Source organism: Arthrobacter sp. P1_B11, from assembly GCF_056406715.1.
Genome location: NZ_JBFTZQ010000003.1, coordinates 36,298 through 55,090 on the forward strand (window position 1 = coordinate 36,298; position 18,793 = coordinate 55,090).

At 62.2% G+C, this 18,793-nt stretch carries 16 protein-coding genes; 8 read left to right on the forward strand and 8 right to left on the reverse strand.

Going from position 1 to position 18,793, the window contains the following annotated elements:
* Positions 1-82: 82 nt before the first annotated feature.
* The 8 genes from AC1D14_RS03560 to dnaA form a co-directional block, all read right to left on the reverse strand.
* Positions 83-781 (reverse strand): DUF3566 domain-containing protein, encoded by a 699-nt coding sequence (locus AC1D14_RS03560; protein WP_230119118.1) that lies wholly within the window; start codon positions 779-781, stop codon positions 83-85.
* Positions 778-3,459, reverse strand: coding sequence for a DNA gyrase subunit A (gene gyrA, locus AC1D14_RS03565; RefSeq protein WP_230119119.1), 2,682 nt, complete (start codon positions 3,457-3,459; stop codon positions 778-780). Before gyrA ends, AC1D14_RS03560 begins: the two co-directional genes overlap by 4 nt.
* 59 nt (positions 3,460-3,518) lie before the next feature.
* A complete protein-coding gene (gyrB, locus tag AC1D14_RS03570) occupies positions 3,519-5,606 on the reverse strand; it encodes a DNA topoisomerase (ATP-hydrolyzing) subunit B (RefSeq protein WP_290369765.1) in 2,088 nt (695 codons plus the stop codon).
* Positions 5,607-6,013: 407 nt separating this feature from the next.
* Positions 6,014-6,574, reverse strand: a complete 561-nt coding sequence (locus AC1D14_RS03575) for a DciA family protein (RefSeq protein ID WP_230119120.1) — start codon at positions 6,572-6,574, stop codon at positions 6,014-6,016.
* Complete coding sequence (recF, locus tag AC1D14_RS03580; RefSeq protein ID WP_230119121.1) at positions 6,561-7,763, reverse strand: DNA replication/repair protein RecF; 1,203 nt, start codon at positions 7,761-7,763, stop codon at positions 6,561-6,563. Before recF ends, AC1D14_RS03575 begins: the two co-directional genes overlap by 14 nt.
* 57 nt (positions 7,764-7,820) lie before the next feature.
* Entirely contained in the window at positions 7,821-8,705 is an 885-nt protein-coding gene (gene gnd / locus AC1D14_RS03585) for a phosphogluconate dehydrogenase (NAD(+)-dependent, decarboxylating) (RefSeq protein WP_230119122.1), read from the reverse strand.
* A gap of 113 nt (positions 8,706-8,818) precedes the next feature.
* Positions 8,819-9,943, reverse strand: a complete 1,125-nt coding sequence (gene dnaN / locus AC1D14_RS03590) for a DNA polymerase III subunit beta (protein ID WP_230119123.1) — start codon at positions 9,941-9,943, stop codon at positions 8,819-8,821.
* Positions 9,944-10,468: 525 nt separating this feature from the next.
* Complete coding sequence (gene dnaA / locus AC1D14_RS03595) at positions 10,469-11,890, reverse strand: chromosomal replication initiator protein DnaA (RefSeq protein WP_230119124.1); 1,422 nt, start codon at positions 11,888-11,890, stop codon at positions 10,469-10,471.
* 469 nt (positions 11,891-12,359) lie between these two features.
* On the opposite strand from dnaA, the gene rpmH reads away from it, so the two are divergent.
* From rpmH to AC1D14_RS03635, 8 genes are all read left to right on the forward strand, one after another.
* Positions 12,360-12,497 carry a 50S ribosomal protein L34 gene (gene rpmH / locus AC1D14_RS03600; protein ID WP_011776797.1) on the forward strand — a complete coding sequence of 46 codons (138 nt, stop codon included), beginning with the start codon at positions 12,360-12,362 and terminating at the stop codon, positions 12,495-12,497.
* A gap of 39 nt (positions 12,498-12,536) precedes the next feature.
* Complete coding sequence (gene rnpA, locus AC1D14_RS03605; protein ID WP_230119125.1) at positions 12,537-12,947, forward strand: ribonuclease P protein component; 411 nt, start codon at positions 12,537-12,539, stop codon at positions 12,945-12,947.
* The gene (gene yidD, locus AC1D14_RS03610) at positions 12,940-13,335 is read left to right on the forward strand and encodes a membrane protein insertion efficiency factor YidD (RefSeq protein ID WP_230119126.1); all 396 of its coding nucleotides are present in this window, start codon (positions 12,940-12,942) and stop codon (positions 13,333-13,335) included. Before rnpA ends, yidD begins: the two co-directional genes overlap by 8 nt.
* Positions 13,336-13,351: 16 nt before the next feature.
* Positions 13,352-14,329, forward strand: coding sequence for a membrane protein insertase YidC (yidC, locus tag AC1D14_RS03615; protein WP_230119127.1), 978 nt, complete (start codon positions 13,352-13,354; stop codon positions 14,327-14,329).
* Complete coding sequence (locus AC1D14_RS03620; protein WP_230119128.1) at positions 14,329-14,922, forward strand: Jag family protein; 594 nt, start codon at positions 14,329-14,331, stop codon at positions 14,920-14,922. The genes yidC and AC1D14_RS03620 overlap by 1 nt, the downstream gene beginning before the upstream one ends.
* 19 nt (positions 14,923-14,941) lie before the next feature.
* Positions 14,942-15,592, forward strand: coding sequence for a 16S rRNA (guanine(527)-N(7))-methyltransferase RsmG (rsmG, locus tag AC1D14_RS03625; RefSeq protein ID WP_476881199.1), 651 nt, complete (start codon positions 14,942-14,944; stop codon positions 15,590-15,592).
* Between the two features lie 86 nt (positions 15,593-15,678).
* Complete coding sequence (locus tag AC1D14_RS03630) at positions 15,679-16,731, forward strand: ParA family protein (RefSeq protein ID WP_230119130.1); 1,053 nt, start codon at positions 15,679-15,681, stop codon at positions 16,729-16,731.
* Positions 16,732-16,798: 67 nt separating this feature from the next.
* Entirely contained in the window at positions 16,799-18,139 is a 1,341-nt protein-coding gene (locus AC1D14_RS03635; RefSeq protein ID WP_476881198.1) for a ParB/RepB/Spo0J family partition protein, read from the forward strand.
* Positions 18,140-18,793: the final 654 nt, after the last annotated feature.

Consider the following 18,793-nt stretch of genomic DNA (forward strand, 5'->3'; position numbering starts at 1 on the left):
GAGACATGACTTTACAGCACATCCCGGCCCGATCTCAAATCGAGGCATTCCGCGGTGCTAATTCCGCGGAATCACGGGTTTTTTAGTCGTCCGTCAGCGTGACGCCGATGCCGCCCACGAGGGTGGCGGAGATGTTGTACAGCACGGCGGACAGCATGGACAGGGCCGTCAGCAGCACAACGTTGACTACGGCGATGATGACGGCAAAGGATGCCACCTGGCCGAGCGACGCAACCTTCTTCAGTTCAAAACCGCCACCCTCGGAGCCCGCGAGGGTGCCAAGGAGGCTATCCACCTGGTCGAAGATGCCTGTCAGGTCCAGGACGGTCCACAGCACAATGGCCGCAACCACGGTGACGATGCCGAGTGCCACGGAGAGCAGGAACGCCATCTTCAGGACGGACCAGGGGTCCACCTTGCTTACCAGCAGGCGCGCACGGCGGACCTTGGCCTTCGGGGCCGGCTTCACCAGTCCCGGGGCACTCTGGCCCGGCCGCTGGCCGGGTGCCGCGGGCCTCTGGCCCGGGGCCTGGGGCCGCTGCCCCTGGACGGGGCGCTGTCCCGGCGCCGCCGGGCGCTGGCCCTGGGAGGGCAGTCCCGGGGTTGACTGTCCAGGCAGTGACTGTCCTGGCGCCGCGGGGCGTTGCCCCGGAATGCCCGACGCCGTGCCCGGACTCTGCTGCGGACGCACCGGGGCATTCACTCGTGGAGCGGTTGCCGGCTGCCGCATCCCGCCGGGACCATTACTGCTCGGCTTGGGAAATGAGTCGGAATTACTCACTCGTTACCTCCGGTGTTGTCTTCGTTCAGCTCGGTGTCGCTGTCGGCATCCTCGGATGCCGCGGGCATCGCCGGCTCTGCCTCTGCTGTTTCTGCCTCTGCGGACCCGTCTACGGATCCCGTATCTTCAGCCAACGTTACGTCATCCTCCGGAGATTCCTCTCCCTCAAGGCCACGTTCGCTGTTCCGCGCCACCTCAATGATGCGGTCGTTCTTGTCAGGTTTTGCGAAGATGACGCCCATGGTGTCCCTGCCCTTGGCGGGAACCCCTGCCACGGACGAGCGGACCACCTTGCCGCCCTCCATGACCACCAGGACTTCATCCTCTTCCTGGACGATCAGGGCGCCAACCAGGTCACCGCGTTCCTCGGCGAGCTTAGCCACCTTGATGCCCAGCCCGCCGCGGCCCTGGAGACGGTACTCCTCGACGGCGGTCCGCTTGGCGTAGCCGCCTTCGGTGACGATGAACACGAATGATCCGTCGGTGACCACGTTCGCGGCGAGGAGCTCATCATCCTCGCGGAACTTCATGCCCGTCACGCCTGAGGTGGCCCGACCCATGGGGCGGAGTGCATCATCAGTCGCGGTGAATCGGATGGACTGGCCCTTCCGGGATACCAGCATGAGATCGTCTGTCTCGGATACCAGCTGGGCGGAAACAAGCTCATCCTCGTCGCGAAGGTTTATCGCGATGACGCCGGCGGAGCGGTTGGTGTCGTAGTCCTCCAGCCGCGTCTTCTTGACCAGCCCGCGCTTCGTGGCCAACACAAGGTACGGCGAGTGCTGATAGTCCCTGAGGTCCAGCACCTGGGCGATGTGTTCGTCCGGCTGGAAGGCCAGCAGGTTGGCCACGTGCTGTCCCTTGGCGTCCCGGCCGGCCTCAGCCAGTTCATAGGCCTTGGCCCGGTAGACGCGTCCGAGGTTGGTAAAGAAGAGGAGCCAGTGGTGTGTGGTGGTAACGAAGAAGTGTTCCACGACGTCGTCGCCGCGCAGCTGGGCGCCCTTTATGCCCTTACCGCCGCGCTGCTGGGAGCGGTAGTTGTCACTCCTTGTCCGCTTGACGTACCCGCCGCGGGTAATGGTAACCACCATTTCCTCTTCGGGGATCAGGTCCTCCATGGACATGTCACCGTCGTAGCCCATGAGGATCTTGGTTCGCCGGTCATCCCCGTGCTTGGCAACGATTTCCGCCAGCTCGGTGCTGATGATCTCACGCTGGCGCTCCTCCGAGGCAAGGATCGCGTTGAACTCTGCGATCATCGCTTCGAGTTCGGCGTGGCGGTCCTGGATCTTCTGGCGTTCCAGGGCTGCCAGGCGACGGAGCTGCATGTCCAGGATCGCCCTTGCCTGAAGCTCGTCGATATCCAGCAGTTCCATTAGGCCATCGCGTGCGGCTTCGGTGGTGTTGGACGCACGGATGAGGGCGATGACCTCATCCAGCATGTCCAGGGCCTTCAGGAGCGCGCGCAGGATGTGCGCTTCCTCCTCGGCCTTGCGCAGGCGGTAACGGGTACGCCGCGCGATGACGTCCATCTGGTGCGTCACCCAGTGGCGGATGAAGGCGTCTAGGCTGAGTGTGCGCGGCACACCGTCCACGATCGCCAGCATGTTGGCGCCGAAGTTTTCCTGCAGCTGGGTGTGCTTGTAAAGGTTGTTCAGCACCACCTTTGCCACGGCGTCCCGCTTAAGGACAATCACCAGGCGCTGGCCGGTGCGTCCCGAAGTTTCATCACGGAGATCGGCGATGCCCTGGACCTTGCCGTCCTTGACGAGCTCGGCAATCTTGATGGCGAGGTTGTCCGGGTTGGCCTGATAGGGCAGTTCGGTGACCACCAGGCACGTGCGGCCCTGGAGTTCCTCAACGTTGACCACGGCGCGCATGGTGATGGAGCCGCGGCCGGTGCGGTACGCGTCCTCAATCCCCTTGTGGCCCAGGATGGTGGCGCCAGTGGGGAAATCCGGTCCCTTGATGCGGAGCAGCAGCTCTTCGAGGAGCTGCTCGCGGCTGGCGGTGGGGTTGGACAGGTACCACTGGACACCGTCGGCAACCTCGCGGAGGTTGTGCGGCGGAATGTTGGTGGCCATGCCGACGGCGATGCCCGAGGAGCCGTTGACCAGCAGGTTCGGGAACCGGGCCGGCAGGATGGTGGGTTCCTGGTTCTTGCCGTCGTAGTTGTCCTGGAAGTCGACGGTTTCCTCGTCGATGTCCCGCACCATCTCCATGGCGAGGGGAGCCATCTTGGTTTCGGTGTACCGCGGTGCTGCTGCGCCGTCGTTGCCCGGGGAGCCGAAGTTTCCCTGCCCGAGTGCCAGCGGGTAGCGCATGGTCCAGTCCTGGATCAGGCGCACCAGCGCATCGTAAATGGCGGTGTCACCGTGAGGGTGGTACTGGCCCATTACCTCGCCCACGACGCGCGCGCACTTGTTGAACGAACGGTCCGGGCGGTAGCCGCCATCGAACATTGCGTACAGCACGCGGCGGTGCACGGGCTTCAGACCATCCCGGACGTCGGGCAGCGCGCGGCCCACAATAACGGCCATGGCGTAGTCGAGGTAGGACCGCTGCATCTCCGTCTGGAGGTCGACCTGCTCCACGCGGTCAATCAGCAGATCGCCCTCCAACACCGGCTCGGGGAGATCTCCGGAGTCCGCGGGAACCTCAGGGGTTTCGTCACTCATAGTGTGTATTTTCCGTTTCAGGTATATGTCGGCTCGGGAATATCAGTGCGGTAAACCGCTTAGATATCGAGGAACCTGACGTCCTTGGCGTTCTGCTGGATGAAGTTGCGGCGTGATTCGACGTCCTCGCCCATCAGCACGTTGAAGATCTGATCCGCGGCGGCGGCGTCTTCCATGGTGACCTGGAGCAGTGTCCGGTGGTCCGGGTCCATGGTGGTGTCCCACAGTTCCGTGTAGTCCATCTCGCCGAGTCCCTTGTAGCGCTGGATGCCGTTGTCCTTGGGGATGCGTCGGCCCGCAGCCTGTCCGGACACCAGCCTGGAGTCGCGCTCACGGTCGCTGTACACGTAATCATGCGGGGCGTTGGACCATTTGATCCTGTACAGGGGAGGCTGTGCCAGGTATACGTAGCCATTTTCGATCAGCGGGCGCATGTAGCGGAACAGGAGCGTCATGAGCAGCGTGGTGATGTGCTGGCCGTCAACGTCGGCATCGGCCATGAGGACGATCTTGTGGTACCGCAGCTTGCTGAGGTCGAAGTCCTCACCAATTCCCGTGCCGAAGGCGGTGATCATGGACTGGACCTCGTTGTTGCCGAGGGCCTTGTCCAGCCGGGCCCGTTCCACGTTCAGGATCTTGCCGCGCAGCGGCAGGATGGCCTGCGTTTCCGGGTTGCGCCCGCGCTTGGCCGAACCGCCGGCGGAGTCGCCCTCCACGATGTAGACCTCGCACTTCGAAGGATCCTTGGAGGAGCAGTCGGAGAGCTTGCCGGGCATGCCGAAGGATTCCAGCGGGCTCTTGCGGCGGGCGTTGTCACGTGCCTTGCGGGCGGCCATGCGAGCCTGGGCAGCCGAAATGGCCTTGCGGATCACGTCCCTTGCCGGTCCGGGGTTGCGTTCGAGCCAGTCTCCGAGCTGGTCAGTGACCACGCGCTGGACGAATCCCTTGACCTCCGAGTTGCCCAGTTTGGTTTTGGTCTGGCCTTCGAACTGCGGCTCGGCGAGCTTCACCGAGATGACGGCCGTGAGGCCCTCACGGATGTCGTCGCCGGTAAGGTTCTCTTCCTTTTCCTTGATGATGCTCTTCTCCCGCGCGTAGCGGTTGATGAGTGAGGTCATCGCGGCCCGGAACCCCTCTTCGTGGGTTCCGCCTTCATGGGTGTTGATGGTGTTGGCGTAGGTGTGGACGCTCTCTGAATACGCGCTGGTCCACTGCATGGCCATTTCCACCGCAATCTTGCGTTCGGTGTCCTCGGTTTCGAAGGCGATGACGTCCTCGTGGACCACATCGACTTTTTTGCCGGAATTCAGGTGCTTGACGTAATCCAGCAGCCCGTCGTTGTACTGGTAGACAACGGTGCGGTGGTCCGCGTTGACTTCGCCTTCGGTGGCGACGCTGTCAAGGTCCAGATCATCGTTCTCGCCGGAAGCGGTAGTGACGCGCTCGTCGGTGAGGGTGATGCGCAGGCCCTTGTTGAGGAAGGCCATCTGCTGGAAGCGGGCGCGCAGCGTCTCGAAGTCGAATTCAACCGACTCGAAAATGCCGGTATCGGGGTAGAACGTCTGGGTGGTGCCGGTGGTGTCGGTTTCCTCGCCCTTGTCCAGCCCGCCCTGGGGCTTGCCGCCGTCGGCGAAGGACATCCGCCAGACGTGGCCCTGCCTGCGCACCTCGGTGTTTACCCTGCTGGAGAGTGCGTTGACCACCGAAATGCCCACACCGTGGAGGCCTCCGGAGACGGCGTATCCGCCGCCGCCAAACTTTCCGCCGGCGTGCAGGATAGTCATGACCACCTCAACGGTGGGCTTGCCCTCACTCGGGTGAATGTCGACGGGGATGCCGCGGCCGTCGTCCACCACTTTGACGCCGCCGTCGGCCTGCAGGACGATTTCAATATGTGTGCAGTATCCGGCCAGGGCCTCGTCAACGGAGTTGTCCACCACTTCGTACACGAGGTGGTGCAGGCCGCGGAGGCCGGTGGATCCGATGTACATGCCGGGCCGTTTACGCACAGCCTCAAGACCCTCAAGGACGGTGATGTCACTGGCGCCGTATTCCCGTTTGGTCACCGCTTCAGCCGGCGTGTCAGGCGTCGGGGCATCCTCCATTGCGGGTTCCACTGCCTGGATATCTGCATTGTCGTTAGCCACAGGCGCTTTCGACTCCTCTGTAATTGATAGTGGCTGGCCGATGCCGTCTCCCAGGGGAAAGGCGCCCGCCAACAGGCGCGTCACTGATAACGCCGTCTACTTGGTTGGCTTGCGGAACCGTCTTCCGGCCGCTGGAAAAGCGTCGGAAAACGGACTCAGTCAACGTTTCACCGGCGCCCAGTTATCTACAGAGATTCTATCGTGAAAGAGGACCGATCCCCGCATTCCAGGGCGGCGAACGGCGAGCAGTGTGCCTCTCGCAGGCCATTGGCCCCGCCTGCAAGGCCCCAGCGGTACCGTCTTCGGGTTCCTATACGGCTCACGGCGGTTTGAACGCCCTACACGCCGTTTGTGCATTTTTCAATAGATCCGGCCGCGGGCTGGCCGCTGCCACTTGCGGACGGGCTCTATCCGTAGGTGTCCCGGGGCCCGCGGCCATTGACGGTGCGGCCCCCCTTGCGCCAGCTTGGCGCGGCCGGACCCAGCACCTGGATGCTGGTGACGACGCCGTCGCCAAGTTCAGTGCGGAACTTCTCCAGCAGGCTGATGCTCAGCAGCCGAAGCTGCGTGGCCCAGGCCGTGGAGTCGCACCTCACGTGCAGCGTGGTGTCCGTAAAGCTTTCGGGTGTGCAGTGTGCAGCGATCTCCGGCCCCACCAGCGTGCCCCACTCGGCCATGACCGATCCGACCGCCACGGGTGAGGTCCAGCCACGTTCGGCAACAAGGCGACCCACCACCTTTCCCAGTCCCAAGGGATCGCGTCCGGTGGCATGGAACTGGCTGAATCCGCGAGTGTTCCGCGCCGCGGTGCGCTGTTTTTGGGCGCTGCTTCCGGCGCGGGGCGCCGCCCGGCGCACCTCGCCGCGGGCAGCCGCAGCGTCGCGCATCCTGTTCAACGCGGCCTGGGCGGCATCGATCTCATCAGGGTCACGGCCTGGCTGGAGGCCGCCGTCCTTATCCCTGTTCATCGATTCCTCCCGGGATAACCTTCACCCGCCGCCCGGTCAGTTCCTCAGGAATGTCGGCGTCAACAGCGGCGGTTACGAGGACCTGTTCGGCGCCGGCTACTATTGCGGCCAGTTTACGCCGCCGCTGCACATCAAGCTCGGCAAAAACGTCGTCCAGGATCAGGATGGGTGCCGAACCGCCGGTGCGCGCGTCATCGAGCATGACGTAGTAGGAGGCAAGACGCAGGGAGAGGCACATGGACCAGGTTTCACCATGGGAGGCATAGCCCTTCGTCGGTGCCTGTCCGAGGACAAGTTCAAGCTCATCGCGGTGGGGACCGACAAGCGAGATGCCACGCTCGAGTTCCTTGCGGCGGGACGCTGCGAAGGCCCTCACGTAGCGCTCGGTGAGCTCGTCAACGGAAAGCAGCAGGAGGTCTTCCATCTGGTCTCCACCCGCGGAAGGTTCCACGTTCGTTCCGGTGGGTGCGCCGTCGTCGTCAATCATGTTTTGAAGTGTTGACCGGTACACCGCATCGGCGGCCTTGGACCCGTCGGTCAACTGGGCGTAGGCGCTGTTGAGGTGCGGACGAAGCCGCTCTACGAGCTCCAGCCTGGCATGCAGCAGCTCCGCGCCTGCGCGCGCCATGTGCTGGTCCCAAACATCCAGGGTTGTCTCATGGCCAGCCGTGAATTTCCCGGCACGGGCCGACTTCAGGAGGGCGTTACGCTGTTTGAGGACGCGGTCGTAGTCACTCCGCGTGGCGGCGTGCCGCGGAACAAGGCTCACGAGCAGCTCGTCAAGGAAACGCCGCCGGCTGGACGGATCTCCTTTGACGAGGGCCAGATCCTCAGGGGCAAAAAGGACGGTGTGGCAGATGCCCAGAAGATCCCGCGCCCGGACAGGGTTGCTGCGGTTGATGCGTCCGCGGTTGGCCCGGCCGCCGTTGATCTCAAGTTCCAGCACGGTGGACTGTTCGCCGCGCACCAGTTTGGCCCGGATCAGTGCGCGTTCGGTGCCGAAACGCAGGAGCGGCCCATCGGCGCTCACCCTGTGCGAACTCAGCGTTGCAAGGTAGCCGATGGCTTCCATCAGATTGGTCTTGCCGATCCCGTTGGAACCGACCAGGACGGTGACGCCGGGTTCCAGCCGGAGATCCACTTGCGCATAACTGCGGAAGTCGGTCAGTGACAGGTGTTCTAGGTACACGCGCTCTTCAGGATTCTCGGGACACTGGTTCCGGGACTCACGGCCCCGGTGCGGGTGCTACTTTGCCGGACGGGTGGCATGCCCGCCGAACTGGTGGCGCAGTGCGGACACCATCTTCATGGCCGGCGAGTTGTCCTCGCGGGAGGAGAACCGGGCAAAGAGCGCGGCGGTGATGGCCGGGGCTGGAACCGCGTTGGCGATGGCCTCTTCCACGGTCCAGCGGCCCTCGCCGGAGTCCTCGACGTAGTCGTCGATCGAGGCCAGGCCAGGATCCTCATCCAGCGCCTTCACCATGAGGTCCAGCAGCCAGGACCGGACAACTGTTCCCTTTTGCCAGGCGCGGAAGGTACCGGGAAGATCGGTGACGATCTCCTTGGCAGCGAGCAATTCATAGCCTTCGGCATAGGCTTGCATGAGGCCGTACTCGATGCCGTTGTGGACCATCTTGGCGTAGTGGCCCGCCCCGACGCCGCCCACATGGACGAAGCTGTCTGCCCGCTCTCCTTCAGGACGAAGGGCGTCAAAGACCGGCAACGCGCGTTCGATGTCCGCGGCCTCACCGCCGGCCATGAGCCCATAGCCGTTCTGCAGGCCCCAGACTCCACCGGAGACACCGCAGTCCGCGAAGCGGATGCCCTTGTCGGCCAGGGCGGCGCCGTGCTTCTGGTCTTCTGTGAATCGAGAGTTGCCGCCGTCGATCACGAGATCGCCTGGCTGAAGTTTGTTGCCGAGTTCGCTGATGACGGCGTCCGTAATGTCACCCGACGGGACCATCACCCAGATCAGGCGGGGCGAGGGAACGGCGGCGATGAGTTCATCCACGGAGGACACGTCGGTCACGTCCGGATTGCGGTCAAAGCCCGTGACCTCCACGCCTCCCTTGCGCAGCCGTTCGCGCATGTTGAAACCCATTTTGCCAAGGCCGATCAGTCCGATGTGCACGGTGGGAACTCTTTTCTGCGCTGGGGTGGTGGTGGGTCTGTGCAACTGGGTCGCAGCAGATGTCATCTTTAACACTCAAAACGGCGTTAAGTGCGACCTGGTTGGGAAAGTGGCTAGTTGGGAAGGCGGACCGGCATCACGAGGTAGCGGTAGTCATCCTGATCTTCGCCATCCGCATCCATCTGGGCCGTGATCATGGCCGGCTTCGGGGCGGTGGTGAAGGAGAAGCGGACGTACTTTGTTTCGATCACGCTCAGGCCTTCCACGAGGTAGTGCGGATTGAACGCCACGGTGATGTCATCGCCGGAAAGCTGCGCTTCAAGTTCTTCGGAAGCCTGCGCGTCCTCGCCGGTTCCGGCGTCGAGGTGAAGCTGGCCCTGCGTGAAGGCGAGGCGCACGGGGGTGTTGCGTTCGGCAACGAGCGACACACGGCGGACGGCTTCTACGAGTTCCTGGGTCTGCACCGTCGCGTGGATCGGTGTGGAATCCGGGAACAGGGAGCGGATCTTGGGGTAATCACCGTCGACAAGAAGCGAAGTCGTGGTGCGTCCGCCGCTCTCGAAACCGATGAGCCGGCTGTCGTCATCCGCAATGGCCAGGTTGATGTCGCCGCTGCCGCCGAGTGTCTTGGCGACTTCGTTGAGGGTCTTCGCCTTGACCAGGGCGCTGGTGGACATGCCTGGGGTGACTGGTTTCCACGGGACTTCCCGCATGGCCAGTCGGTAGCGGTCGGTAGCAAGGAGGGTGATGAGGTCATCCTCGATCTCCATCCTTACGCCAGTAAGGATGGGGAGGGTGTCATCCTTACTCGCAGCGATGATCACCTGGGACACCGCTTGTGCGAAGGAGTCGCCCGCGACCGTTCCGCTGATGGTGGGAAGTGCCGGCAGCGGCGGGTATTCGGCTTCCGGCATGGTGGCGAGGTGGAAACTGCTGCGGCGGCAGGTGAGCGTCACCTTGTTGCCTTGGGTTTCGATTTCCACCGGGGCGGACGGAAGGCTCCGGCAAATGTCCGCGAGCAACCGGCCAGAGACCAGGATGGTGCCCTCATCCCTGATGTCGGCAGGGATTTCAAGTCTCGCTGACGTTTCGTAATCGAAGCTCGAGAGGCTGACCGTTCCGGCCTCGGCCTTGAGCAGCAGGCCCGAGAGGACCGGTACTGGCGGCCGCGGGGACAACGACCGGGCTGTCCAGGTGACGGCTTCTGCCAGGACGTCCCGTTCGACTTTGAACTTCACGGAAGGGTGCCGCCTTTCATTGCTGCTGCCATTTTCTGAACGGGAACTCCCGCAGGGAGTTCACAAAACCTTTGCGTCCGGACACCGGAACCTGCATGGTCCGCGCTTGCTGAACCACAGACAGACCCGGGGATGGGAGCGCTGCTGACAGCTTAGCCGGAACATTGAGGATTTCCCCATCCCCGGCAAGGACGCTGGCCCTTTGGGGCCATGGCCGCGGAGTCGGGTGAGTAGGGAAACGAGATTGTTGTTTGAGGGATTTCAATTTTTTGGGATTAGTAGTGTTAATAACTGCTGTGGAAACTGTGGATAACTCTATTTCACGGCAGGAATCCGGGGTTAAGCCCTGTTCACGGACTGTGGGCGGGGCAGGTTTTAAACAGGCTGTGGATGGGGATAACATTTTTGGCCGTTTCGGCGATCCACAGACACCTTAAGGGTTTTAAGCCCATTAACCGCGGTTGTCCCCTTAACTGTCCACAGGGTTATCCACATGCACCTGTTAATAAGGTAAGGAAGTGCGGCCTACGAGTCCCGCTGCTGCTGCTTGATCCGGTTGGTCAGCTCAGTCACCTGGTTGTAGATCACACGTCGCTCGGCCATGAGCTCACGAATCTTGCGGTCCGCGTGGATCACCGTGGTGTGGTCGCGGCCGCCGAGCTCCTGTCCGATCTTCGGCAGCGACATGTCCGTCAGTTCCCGGCAGAGGTACATGGCGATCTGCCGAGCCGTGACCAGGGTCCGGGTCCGTGACTTGCTGCAGAGCTCTTCCATGCTGAGCTTGAAGTAATCCGCGGTCTGCGTGAGGATCTGGCTGGATGTGATTTCCTGCGCACCGTCGTCGGTGATGAGATCCTTGAGAACCATCTCGGCCAGCGCCACGTCCACGGGCTGGCGGTTCAGGCTGGCGAAGGCCGTGACGCGGATGAGGGCGCCTTCGAGCTCGCGGATGTTGCTGGAAATCTTGGAAGCGATGTACTCCAGCGCGTCGTCCGGAGCGGAAAGGCCTTCGCTGAGGGCCTTCTTCCGGAGGATGGCGATGCGGGTTTCCAGTTCCGGCGGCTGGATGTCGGTCAGCAGGCCCCACTCGAAGCGGGACTTCATGCGGTCTTCGAATCCTGCCAGCAGCTTGGGCGGCTGGTCCGAGGTGATGACAACCTGCTTGTTGTTGTTGTGCAGGGAGTTGAACGTGTGGAAGAACTCCTCGAGCGTCCGGTCCTTGCCGGCGAGGAACTGGATGTCATCGATGAGGAGGACATCCACATTCCGGTAGGTGGTCTTGAAGCTGGCGCCTTCATCGTCACGGATGGAGTTGATGAAGTCGTTGGTGAATTCCTCAGAGTTCACGTAGCGCACGCGGATGCCGCTGTAGAGACGGCGGGCGTAGTGGCCGATCGCGTGCAGCAGGTGGGTCTTGCCGAGTCCGGAGTCGCCGTAGATAAACAGCGGGTTGTAGGCCTTCGCCGGCGCTTCGGCCACGGCCACGGCTGCTGCATGGGCGAACCGGTTGGACGAGCCGATCACGAACGTGTCAAAAACATACTTTGGATTCAGCCGGCCGAATTCGTGGGAGGTGCTCGGCAGCATCGGCTGCGGCTTCAGTTCAACTGACTGGTCACTTGCGAGGGAAAGTTCGACGGCGGGTTCCGGCTCCTTGTGGAGGGGCACCAGATCTGTGTCCACGTCGATCGCGCACCGGATGTCGTCAGAGAAGACGTTGTGAAGCGCGTCGTCGAGTGCGTCCTTGACCTGGGTCTGGAGAACTTCCCGAGTGAGTTCGTTGGGCACTGCGACCAGGAGCGTGGAACCGATGAGGCCCTGCGCCTGGGCGAGGATAACGAAGCCGCGCTGTCTTGGGGATACCCGGTCGTCCTGCTCAAGAAGAGTCACCACGCGCCGCCAGGAACTTCCGACAGTATTGGCGTGGTTGGCTTCGTCTACTGTCATCAATCCGGTTCCTCAAAGCTTGCTTACCTGCATTACATGCAGCCACAAGCCCGGATCCGGGGTACCGGCCCGGCTTAATCCACAGGTTTATGCACAGTCCGTGGATAATTGGCTACTGAGCCACTCTAGGGGATGAAAAGGCTAGAAGATAGCTGGGAAGTAGCTTGTGGATAATTACACCGGTGTGGTTCGAAAAGGGGCCCTGTGAGCCACTTCATCCACAGGTTGGGACAAGGAGTTAGCCACAGCTGGGGAAAGATGGCGGCAACCCATCCGGTTTGACTCAAGGACGCGGTCTGGCCTAACGTTGTGGAGTCCTTTGTGCCTGCTTTCTGACCCCATTTTTGGATCTTTCGAACGCCCAGCGTTGCGGAAAACCGGGGGAAGCAGACATATACAAAACTTAGCGTCGGCCAGTTCTTCCCCTTTGATCGGGTGGGCGCACCTTTGATCCACTGGAGTAACTAACGTGAGCAAGCGGACTTTTCAGCCGAATAACCGCCGTCGAGCCAAGAAGCACGGCTTCCGCCTTCGTATGCGTACCCGTGCCGGCCGCGCCATCCTGGCTGCCCGCCGCGGCAAGGGCCGCGTCGAACTGTCGGCCTAAATACTGACTCGTCGGTAACTTTCCTTTGCGAGTTTAACGGTGCTGGCCACCAGGAACCGTCTGAGGACCTCAACCGATTTTTCAACAACTGTACGTTCCGGCGTCCGCAATGGACGCCGGAACGTAGTGTTATATACGGCAACTATCGGAGCCGATGAACCTAGCCGGATCGGGTTCATCGTTTCCAAGGCTGTCGGGAACGCTGTTGCCAGGAACCTCGTTAAGAGGAGACTTAGGGAAGCCGGTGCTGTCTCGCTACGCGAGTACGGTACCGGGTTCGCTATTGTGGTACGGGCGTTGCCCTCATCGGCGACCGCCAGCTGGCAGGAACTGCTGACGGATTACAACGCTGCCTTGGAAACCACCACGAAGCGGTTGGAAAGCCGCCATCAACGGTCGGCTGGAACTGGTTCGAACGGAACAACACGGGAAGGGACACAGCGTGCTTGACCTGACTGCCGCCGTCGTCCGTTCGCCAAAGTCCGCAGCAGCGGCTGCCGGCAGATTCGTCTGGAACCTGCCGCGCAACATCCTCATTCTTCTGCTGATGGCCTACCGCAAGGTGATTTCGCCCTTGTACGGACAGGTCTGCCGCTTCTTTCCTTCGTGCTCGGCCTACGCGCTTGAAGCCATCACCGTCCACGGCGCGGTAAAGGGAAGCTGGCTCGCTGCCAGGCGCCTCGCGCGCTGCCATCCATGGAATGCCGGCGGTGTGGACCACGTCCCCGCCGGCCACCGGGAATGGCCGGAAGACCAGACCCCCACAATTGTTGTGCTGAACAATCCGGACAAGTACCTGGCTGCTCAGACTGATGGAGAAGGCCGCCTTGCGGCCTAACGAATAGGGATATCGCATGGACATCTTTGGAACAATCATGGCTCCGTTCAAGTGGCTGGTTTCAGTCATTATGGTCGGCTTCCATGACGGACTGAGCTTCATCGGCCTGCCAGCCGCGAACGGCTGGACGTGGACGTTGTCCATCATCGGGCTGGTGCTGGTGATCCGTGCCGCCCTGATCCCCGTGTTTGTCAAGCAGATCAAGGCTCAGCGAGGCATGCAGCTGCTGCAGCCCGACCTGAAGAAGATGCAGGACAAGTACAAGGGCAAGACGGATCAGCTCTCCCGCCAGGCCATGGCGCAGGAGCAGATGGCCCTGTACAAGAAGCACGGCACCAACCCGTTCTCTGCCTGCCTTCCGATGCTGATCCAGATGCCGTTCTTCTTCGCGCTGTTCCAGGTGCTTTCCGGCATCAGCTCGGCCAAGGCGGGTGGCCAGGGCATCGGTGCCATGAGCATCGAGCAGGTCAAGCAATTCGACGAGTCAAGCATCTTCGGTGCACCGCTCTCCGCGTCGCTGCTACACGGCAGCACTGCCGGCGGTGAGGTTGCCGTTTGGATCCTGTCGATCGTGATGATCCTTGCCATGACGGCCTCGCAGTTCATCACGCAGAAGCAGATCATGGCCAAGAACATGTCCGAAGAGGCCATGGCGAGTCCCTTCATGCGCCAGCAGAAGATGATGCTCTACATCCTGCCTCTCGTCTTTGGCGTCGGCGGCATCAACTTCCCCATCGGTGTCCTCATCTACTGGACCACCACCAACCTGTGGACCATGGGCCAGCAGTTCTTCGTTATCCGCCGCATGCCCACGCCGGGATCCCCCGCCGCCAAGGCCCTCGCCGAGCGCCGTGCCGCCAAGGGCCTTCCGGCCCTCCCCATTCTGGGAGGCAAGAAGGTCGATGCAGCGGCAGAGGCCGCCGCTGCAGCTGCGGTCGCGGAGGCCAGGAGCCAGCGCGTCCAGCCACAACGTAAGAACAGGAAGAAGAAGTAATGTCTGTTGAAAGCTCCGAGCACGCACTTTCCGCTGAAGTCAGCGAAGACCAGGACAACGACGCCGAGGCCGTGACCGCCGAGGGCACGAATGCCGGGGCTGCGGCCGCCGACAAGGGCACGTCCGCGAGCCGTCTGGAAGAAGAAGGCGACGTCGCAGCTGACTACCTCGAAGAACTTCTCGACATCGCCGACATCGATGGCGACATCGACATTGAGGTCCGCAACGGACGTACCTACATCTCCATCGTCGCCGAGGAAGAATCCGCCGGCCTGGAGAGCCTCGTGGGTCGCGACGGTGAAGTCCTCGAGGCTCTGCAGGAACTGACGCGTCTGTCCGTTCTGTCCGCGACGGAAAACCGGTCCCGCCTTGTGCTCGACATCAACGGCTACCGCAAAGAACGTGCCGGACACCTGCAGAAGATCGCCGAAGACGCCGTGGCCACCGTCAAGGAAACCGGCGACGCCGTTGCCTTGGAGCCGATGAGCGCCTATGAGCGCAAGATCGTTCATGACGCCGTAGCCGATCTGGGGTTTGTAAGCGAGTCCGAGGGCGAAGGCGCCGGACGCCACATCGTTGTCTCCGCCGACTGAACCGCCGGCTGACAGACTGATGGTTGAAATTACGGAAGCTGAGCACCGGGCGGCGGAGAAGATCTTCGGCGACCGCCTGGGCCTGGCCGAACGGTACGTCGAACACCTGGCGACGTCGGGAACTGAACGAGGACTGATCGGGCCGCGGGAGATTCCGCGCCTGTGGGGACGGCACGTACTGAACTGCGCTGTCATCGAAAGTGAGATCGCCCAGGGAAGCCACGTGGCCGACGTTGGCAGCGGCGCCGGGCTGCCCGGCCTCTGCCTGGCCATTGCCCGTCCGGATCTGGAACTGACGCTCATTGAGCCCCTGGAACGCCGGGTCATCTGGCTCCAGGAAGTGGTTGATGACCTCGGTTTGGACAATGTCACCATCATGCGCACCCGCGCTGAACTTGCCGTCGGCATGGTCAAGGCCAACGTTGTCACGGCGCGAGCAGTGTCCGCCCTGAGCAACCTGGCCGGACTTACCATTCCACTCCTTGACGGAGAAGGCGAAGTTGTTGCCATCAAGGGACGCAGCGCCGCTGAGGAACTTCAGAAGGCCGCTAAATTGATCCGCAGGCTTGGCGGCGTGCAGACGTCGGTCGTCACAGTCGGGCAGGACCTGCTTGACGAGCCCACCACCGTGGTGCGCATCGTAGTGAAGAAGTCCCGAAAGATCGCCTAGTCCAGGCCCGGTGCCGCAGGTCTTGATGATGGACCGGTTAGGCTAGAGAGCGGCAGCGAAAGCCGAACGAGAGTGAGTGTGTCCCAGTGACCAGTAGCGAAACCTCCACACAGCGGATCCCCCCGTTTGTGTCTTTGGGGTCGGCACGGGCCGTTGCTGCGCCCATCGCTACGGCCTCAAATCACCTGAATCCGTTTGCAGGCAAGGCAAGTGTCGCCAAGGTTTCACGTGAAACACCGGGTGCATCCAATGTTCTGGACACCATGGATGACTCCAGCCCCATAGCCCGCGAGCTGGCACACGAGAACAAGCGCCGCGAAAGGCTGCTGGGCCGCAACCTTCCGAAGCCGGAGAAGACGCGCGTCTTCACAGTGTCAAACCAAAAAGGTGGTGTTGGTAAGACCACCACCACCGTCAACATCGCTGCTGCCTTGGCTGCGGCCGGACTGAACGTCCTGGTTATCGATATCGATCCCCAGGGCAATGCCTCCACGGCGTTGGGCATTGAGCATCATGCCGACGTGGACAGCATCTACGACGTTCTGATCAACGATGTCGCGCTAGAGGATGTTGTGGCACCCTGCCCTGACATCAGCAACCTCATCTGTGCGCCGGCCACCATTCACCTTGCCGGCGCTGAGATCGAACTCGTTTCCCTCGTTGCCAGGGAACAACGGCTCCGCCGTGCGATCGACGTTTATGCGAAGGCCCGGGAGAAAAAGGGCGAACCGCGCCTGGACTACATCTTCATCGACTGCCCGCCGAGCCTCGGGCTGCTGACGGTCAACGCGTTCTGCGCCGCCGGTGAAGTGCTGATTCCCATCCAGTGCGAGTACTACGCTCTTGAGGGGCTGAGTCAGCTTCTCAAGAACATCGAGATGATCCAGAAGCACCTAAATGCCGACCTGGTTGTCTCCACGATTCTGCTCACGATGTACGACGGCCGCACCAACTTGGCAGCGCAGGTGGCTGCCGAGGTGCGCCAGCATTTCCCTGAGCAGGTGCTGGGTGCGGTTGTCCCCCGCTCCGTGAGGATCTCCGAGGCGCCGAGCTACCAGCAGACTGTCATGACTTACGATCCGTCCTCCAGCGGTGCACTTTCCTACCTGGAAGCCGCAGCGGAAATCGCTGAGCGTTAGAATTTTCCAAACACTGCAACAGCCGGAGCCGGGCATAGCCGGGCTCTTCCAATGGAGGGATTTATCCATGAGCGATAAGCGACGCGGGCTCGGTCGCGGTCTTGGCGCACTCATTCCAAGTTCCGCCGCAAGCGCTTCCGGTAACGGAGCGGCTCCGTCGCGTCCAGTGGACCTGTTCTTCCCGGAAGCACGCAAGACTGCCCGCGCTGACACGCCGGTTATTTCTGACGCCGACGCTCCTGCCGTCTCTGAGTCTGTCTCCGCGGGGTCCGCTGCCCCTGAGTCCGTTGCTTCTGAGACCGCTGCTAAGGGGGTAGCTTCCAGGCGCACCCCCGGTACCACGGCCGCTGCTGAGCCTGCGGCGAAGGCTTCTCCCGTAAAGCCTGCCGGCGCACGGTCCGCCGGCAACAAAGCTGGCGTGAAGGACACCGAGGCAGCTGACAAGGAACAGGGTGCTACGTCTGGCACAAAGGCTGAGTCTCTTTCAGCCGAGTCCCGCGCGAAGACTGACGTGACTGACGTTGACTCCGGTCCGGCTGCGAACGGCGGTGGCGGATCATCGGCTTCAAACGTTGTCGAGCTGGTTGAGGTCCCCGGAGTGCGGTTTGCCGAAATCCCCGTCTCTGACATCCATCCGAACCGAAAACAGCCCCGGACCGTCTTCGATGAGGACGACATGGCGGAGCTTGTTCACTCCGTACGTGAAATCGGCGTCCTCCAGCCAATTGTGGTGCGTACCTCAACCGAAGAAGGTGGAGAACCCTACGAACTGGTGATGGGCGAACGCCGGTGGCGTGCCGTTCAGGCTGCCGGACTGGAGACCATCCCGGCAATTGTCCGCGACACCACGGACGATGACCTCCTGCGCGATGCACTGCTGGAAAACCTTCACCGTAGCCAGCTGAATCCCCTGGAAGAAGCGGCGGCGTACCAGCAGCTGCTCGAGGACTTCGGAACCACCCACGAGCAGCTGGCAGATCGAATCGGCCGGTCCCGCCCGCAGGTGTCCAATACGCTTCGGCTGCTCAAGCTGCCGCCGCTGGTTCAGCGACGGGTGGCTGCGAATGTTTTGTCCGCCGGTCATGCTCGTGCGCTTCTCGCGTTGCCGGACGCCGCCGCCATGGAACGTCTGGCGCAGCGGATTGTTGCCGAGGGAATGTCGGTGCGCGCCACCGAGGAAGCCGTGACGCTACACCGGGAACCGGCAACTGCGCCGAAAAACAACATTCCGCGGCCGGGGGCGCGCCACGAACGCCTGGACTACCTCGCGTCGTCGCTGTCGGACCGGCTGGATACCAACGTGAAGATTTCGCTGGGCGCGCGAAAGGGACGCGTCAGCATCGAGTTTGCGAGCGTTGAGGACCTCAACAGAATCATGGATGTTTTGGCTCCTGGCTCTGAAAGCTAAGTTAGAAAGAACTTCGGGGTCCGTTTCACGTGAAACGGGCCCCTTTTTTTGTCCCAAGGCGGGTTGGCGCTCCGGTTCGGTGGCTCGCGTGCATCACTTTTGACTGTCGGCTTCGTGGAGCCGCGTGAGGCAACTATTATCTTGGCTTGTCGGCCTCTTTACGGTCCCGGGATGGACCATATCCAGAGCTAGATAGGGTCAAACATTTGGCGTAGACACCCCTGCCGCTGTCCCGGTCGGGGGTCGAACTGTCGGACAAGACTGTTCGATTTGATGAACGCCGGATCGTGGGTGGCAGAAGACTTTGGCTTCACGTTGTGTAAGCCGATGCCTGGGAAGAATGGTCCCTGTCCGCGGGCGCGATTGAGTTCGAATTCAGTTCGTTCGTTAGCCCTACGTCTTGGACCAAGTTTTCGGCGCCCAGCGAAGCTGCTGCCCAACCCAGCCTCGCACGTTCCGGACTGGTTCGGTCACCCGAAAGGGCGAAACGGCGTTTTAGTGGCCCATGGCTGGTCTGCGGAGCCGCAAAGGGCTCAATCGAGCACTCCTAGGGCTCCTAGGGCGCAGGCCCTCGTGCTGTCTCAGATCGCGGCGAATGTGGTGGGTATGCCGTCTATAAGGGTGCGGCCGTGTGGCTCGTGGGGATCCCTTTGG

Bases quoted from the DNA above. Each gene is read 5' to 3' on its own strand.
- yidC (WP_230119127.1), top strand. From the start codon at position 13,352: ATGGACATCTTTGGAACAATCATGGCTCCGTTCAAGTGGCTGGTTTCA.
- AC1D14_RS03620 (WP_230119128.1), top strand. From the start codon at position 14,329: ATGTCTGTTGAAAGCTCCGAGCACGCACTTTCCGCTGAAGTCAGCGAA.
- rsmG (WP_476881199.1), top strand. From the start codon at position 14,942: ATGGTTGAAATTACGGAAGCTGAGCACCGGGCGGCGGAGAAGATCTTC.
- dnaA (WP_230119124.1), bottom strand. From the start codon at position 11,890: ATGACAGTAGACGAAGCCAACCACGCCAATACTGTCGGAAGTTCCTGG.
- gyrA (WP_230119119.1), bottom strand. From the start codon at position 3,459: ATGAGTGACGAAACCCCTGAGGTTCCCGCGGACTCCGGAGATCTCCCC.
- AC1D14_RS03575 (WP_230119120.1), bottom strand. From the start codon at position 6,574: ATGAACAGGGATAAGGACGGCGGCCTCCAGCCAGGCCGTGACCCTGAT.
- AC1D14_RS03635 (WP_476881198.1), top strand. From the start codon at position 16,799: ATGAGCGATAAGCGACGCGGGCTCGGTCGCGGTCTTGGCGCACTCATT.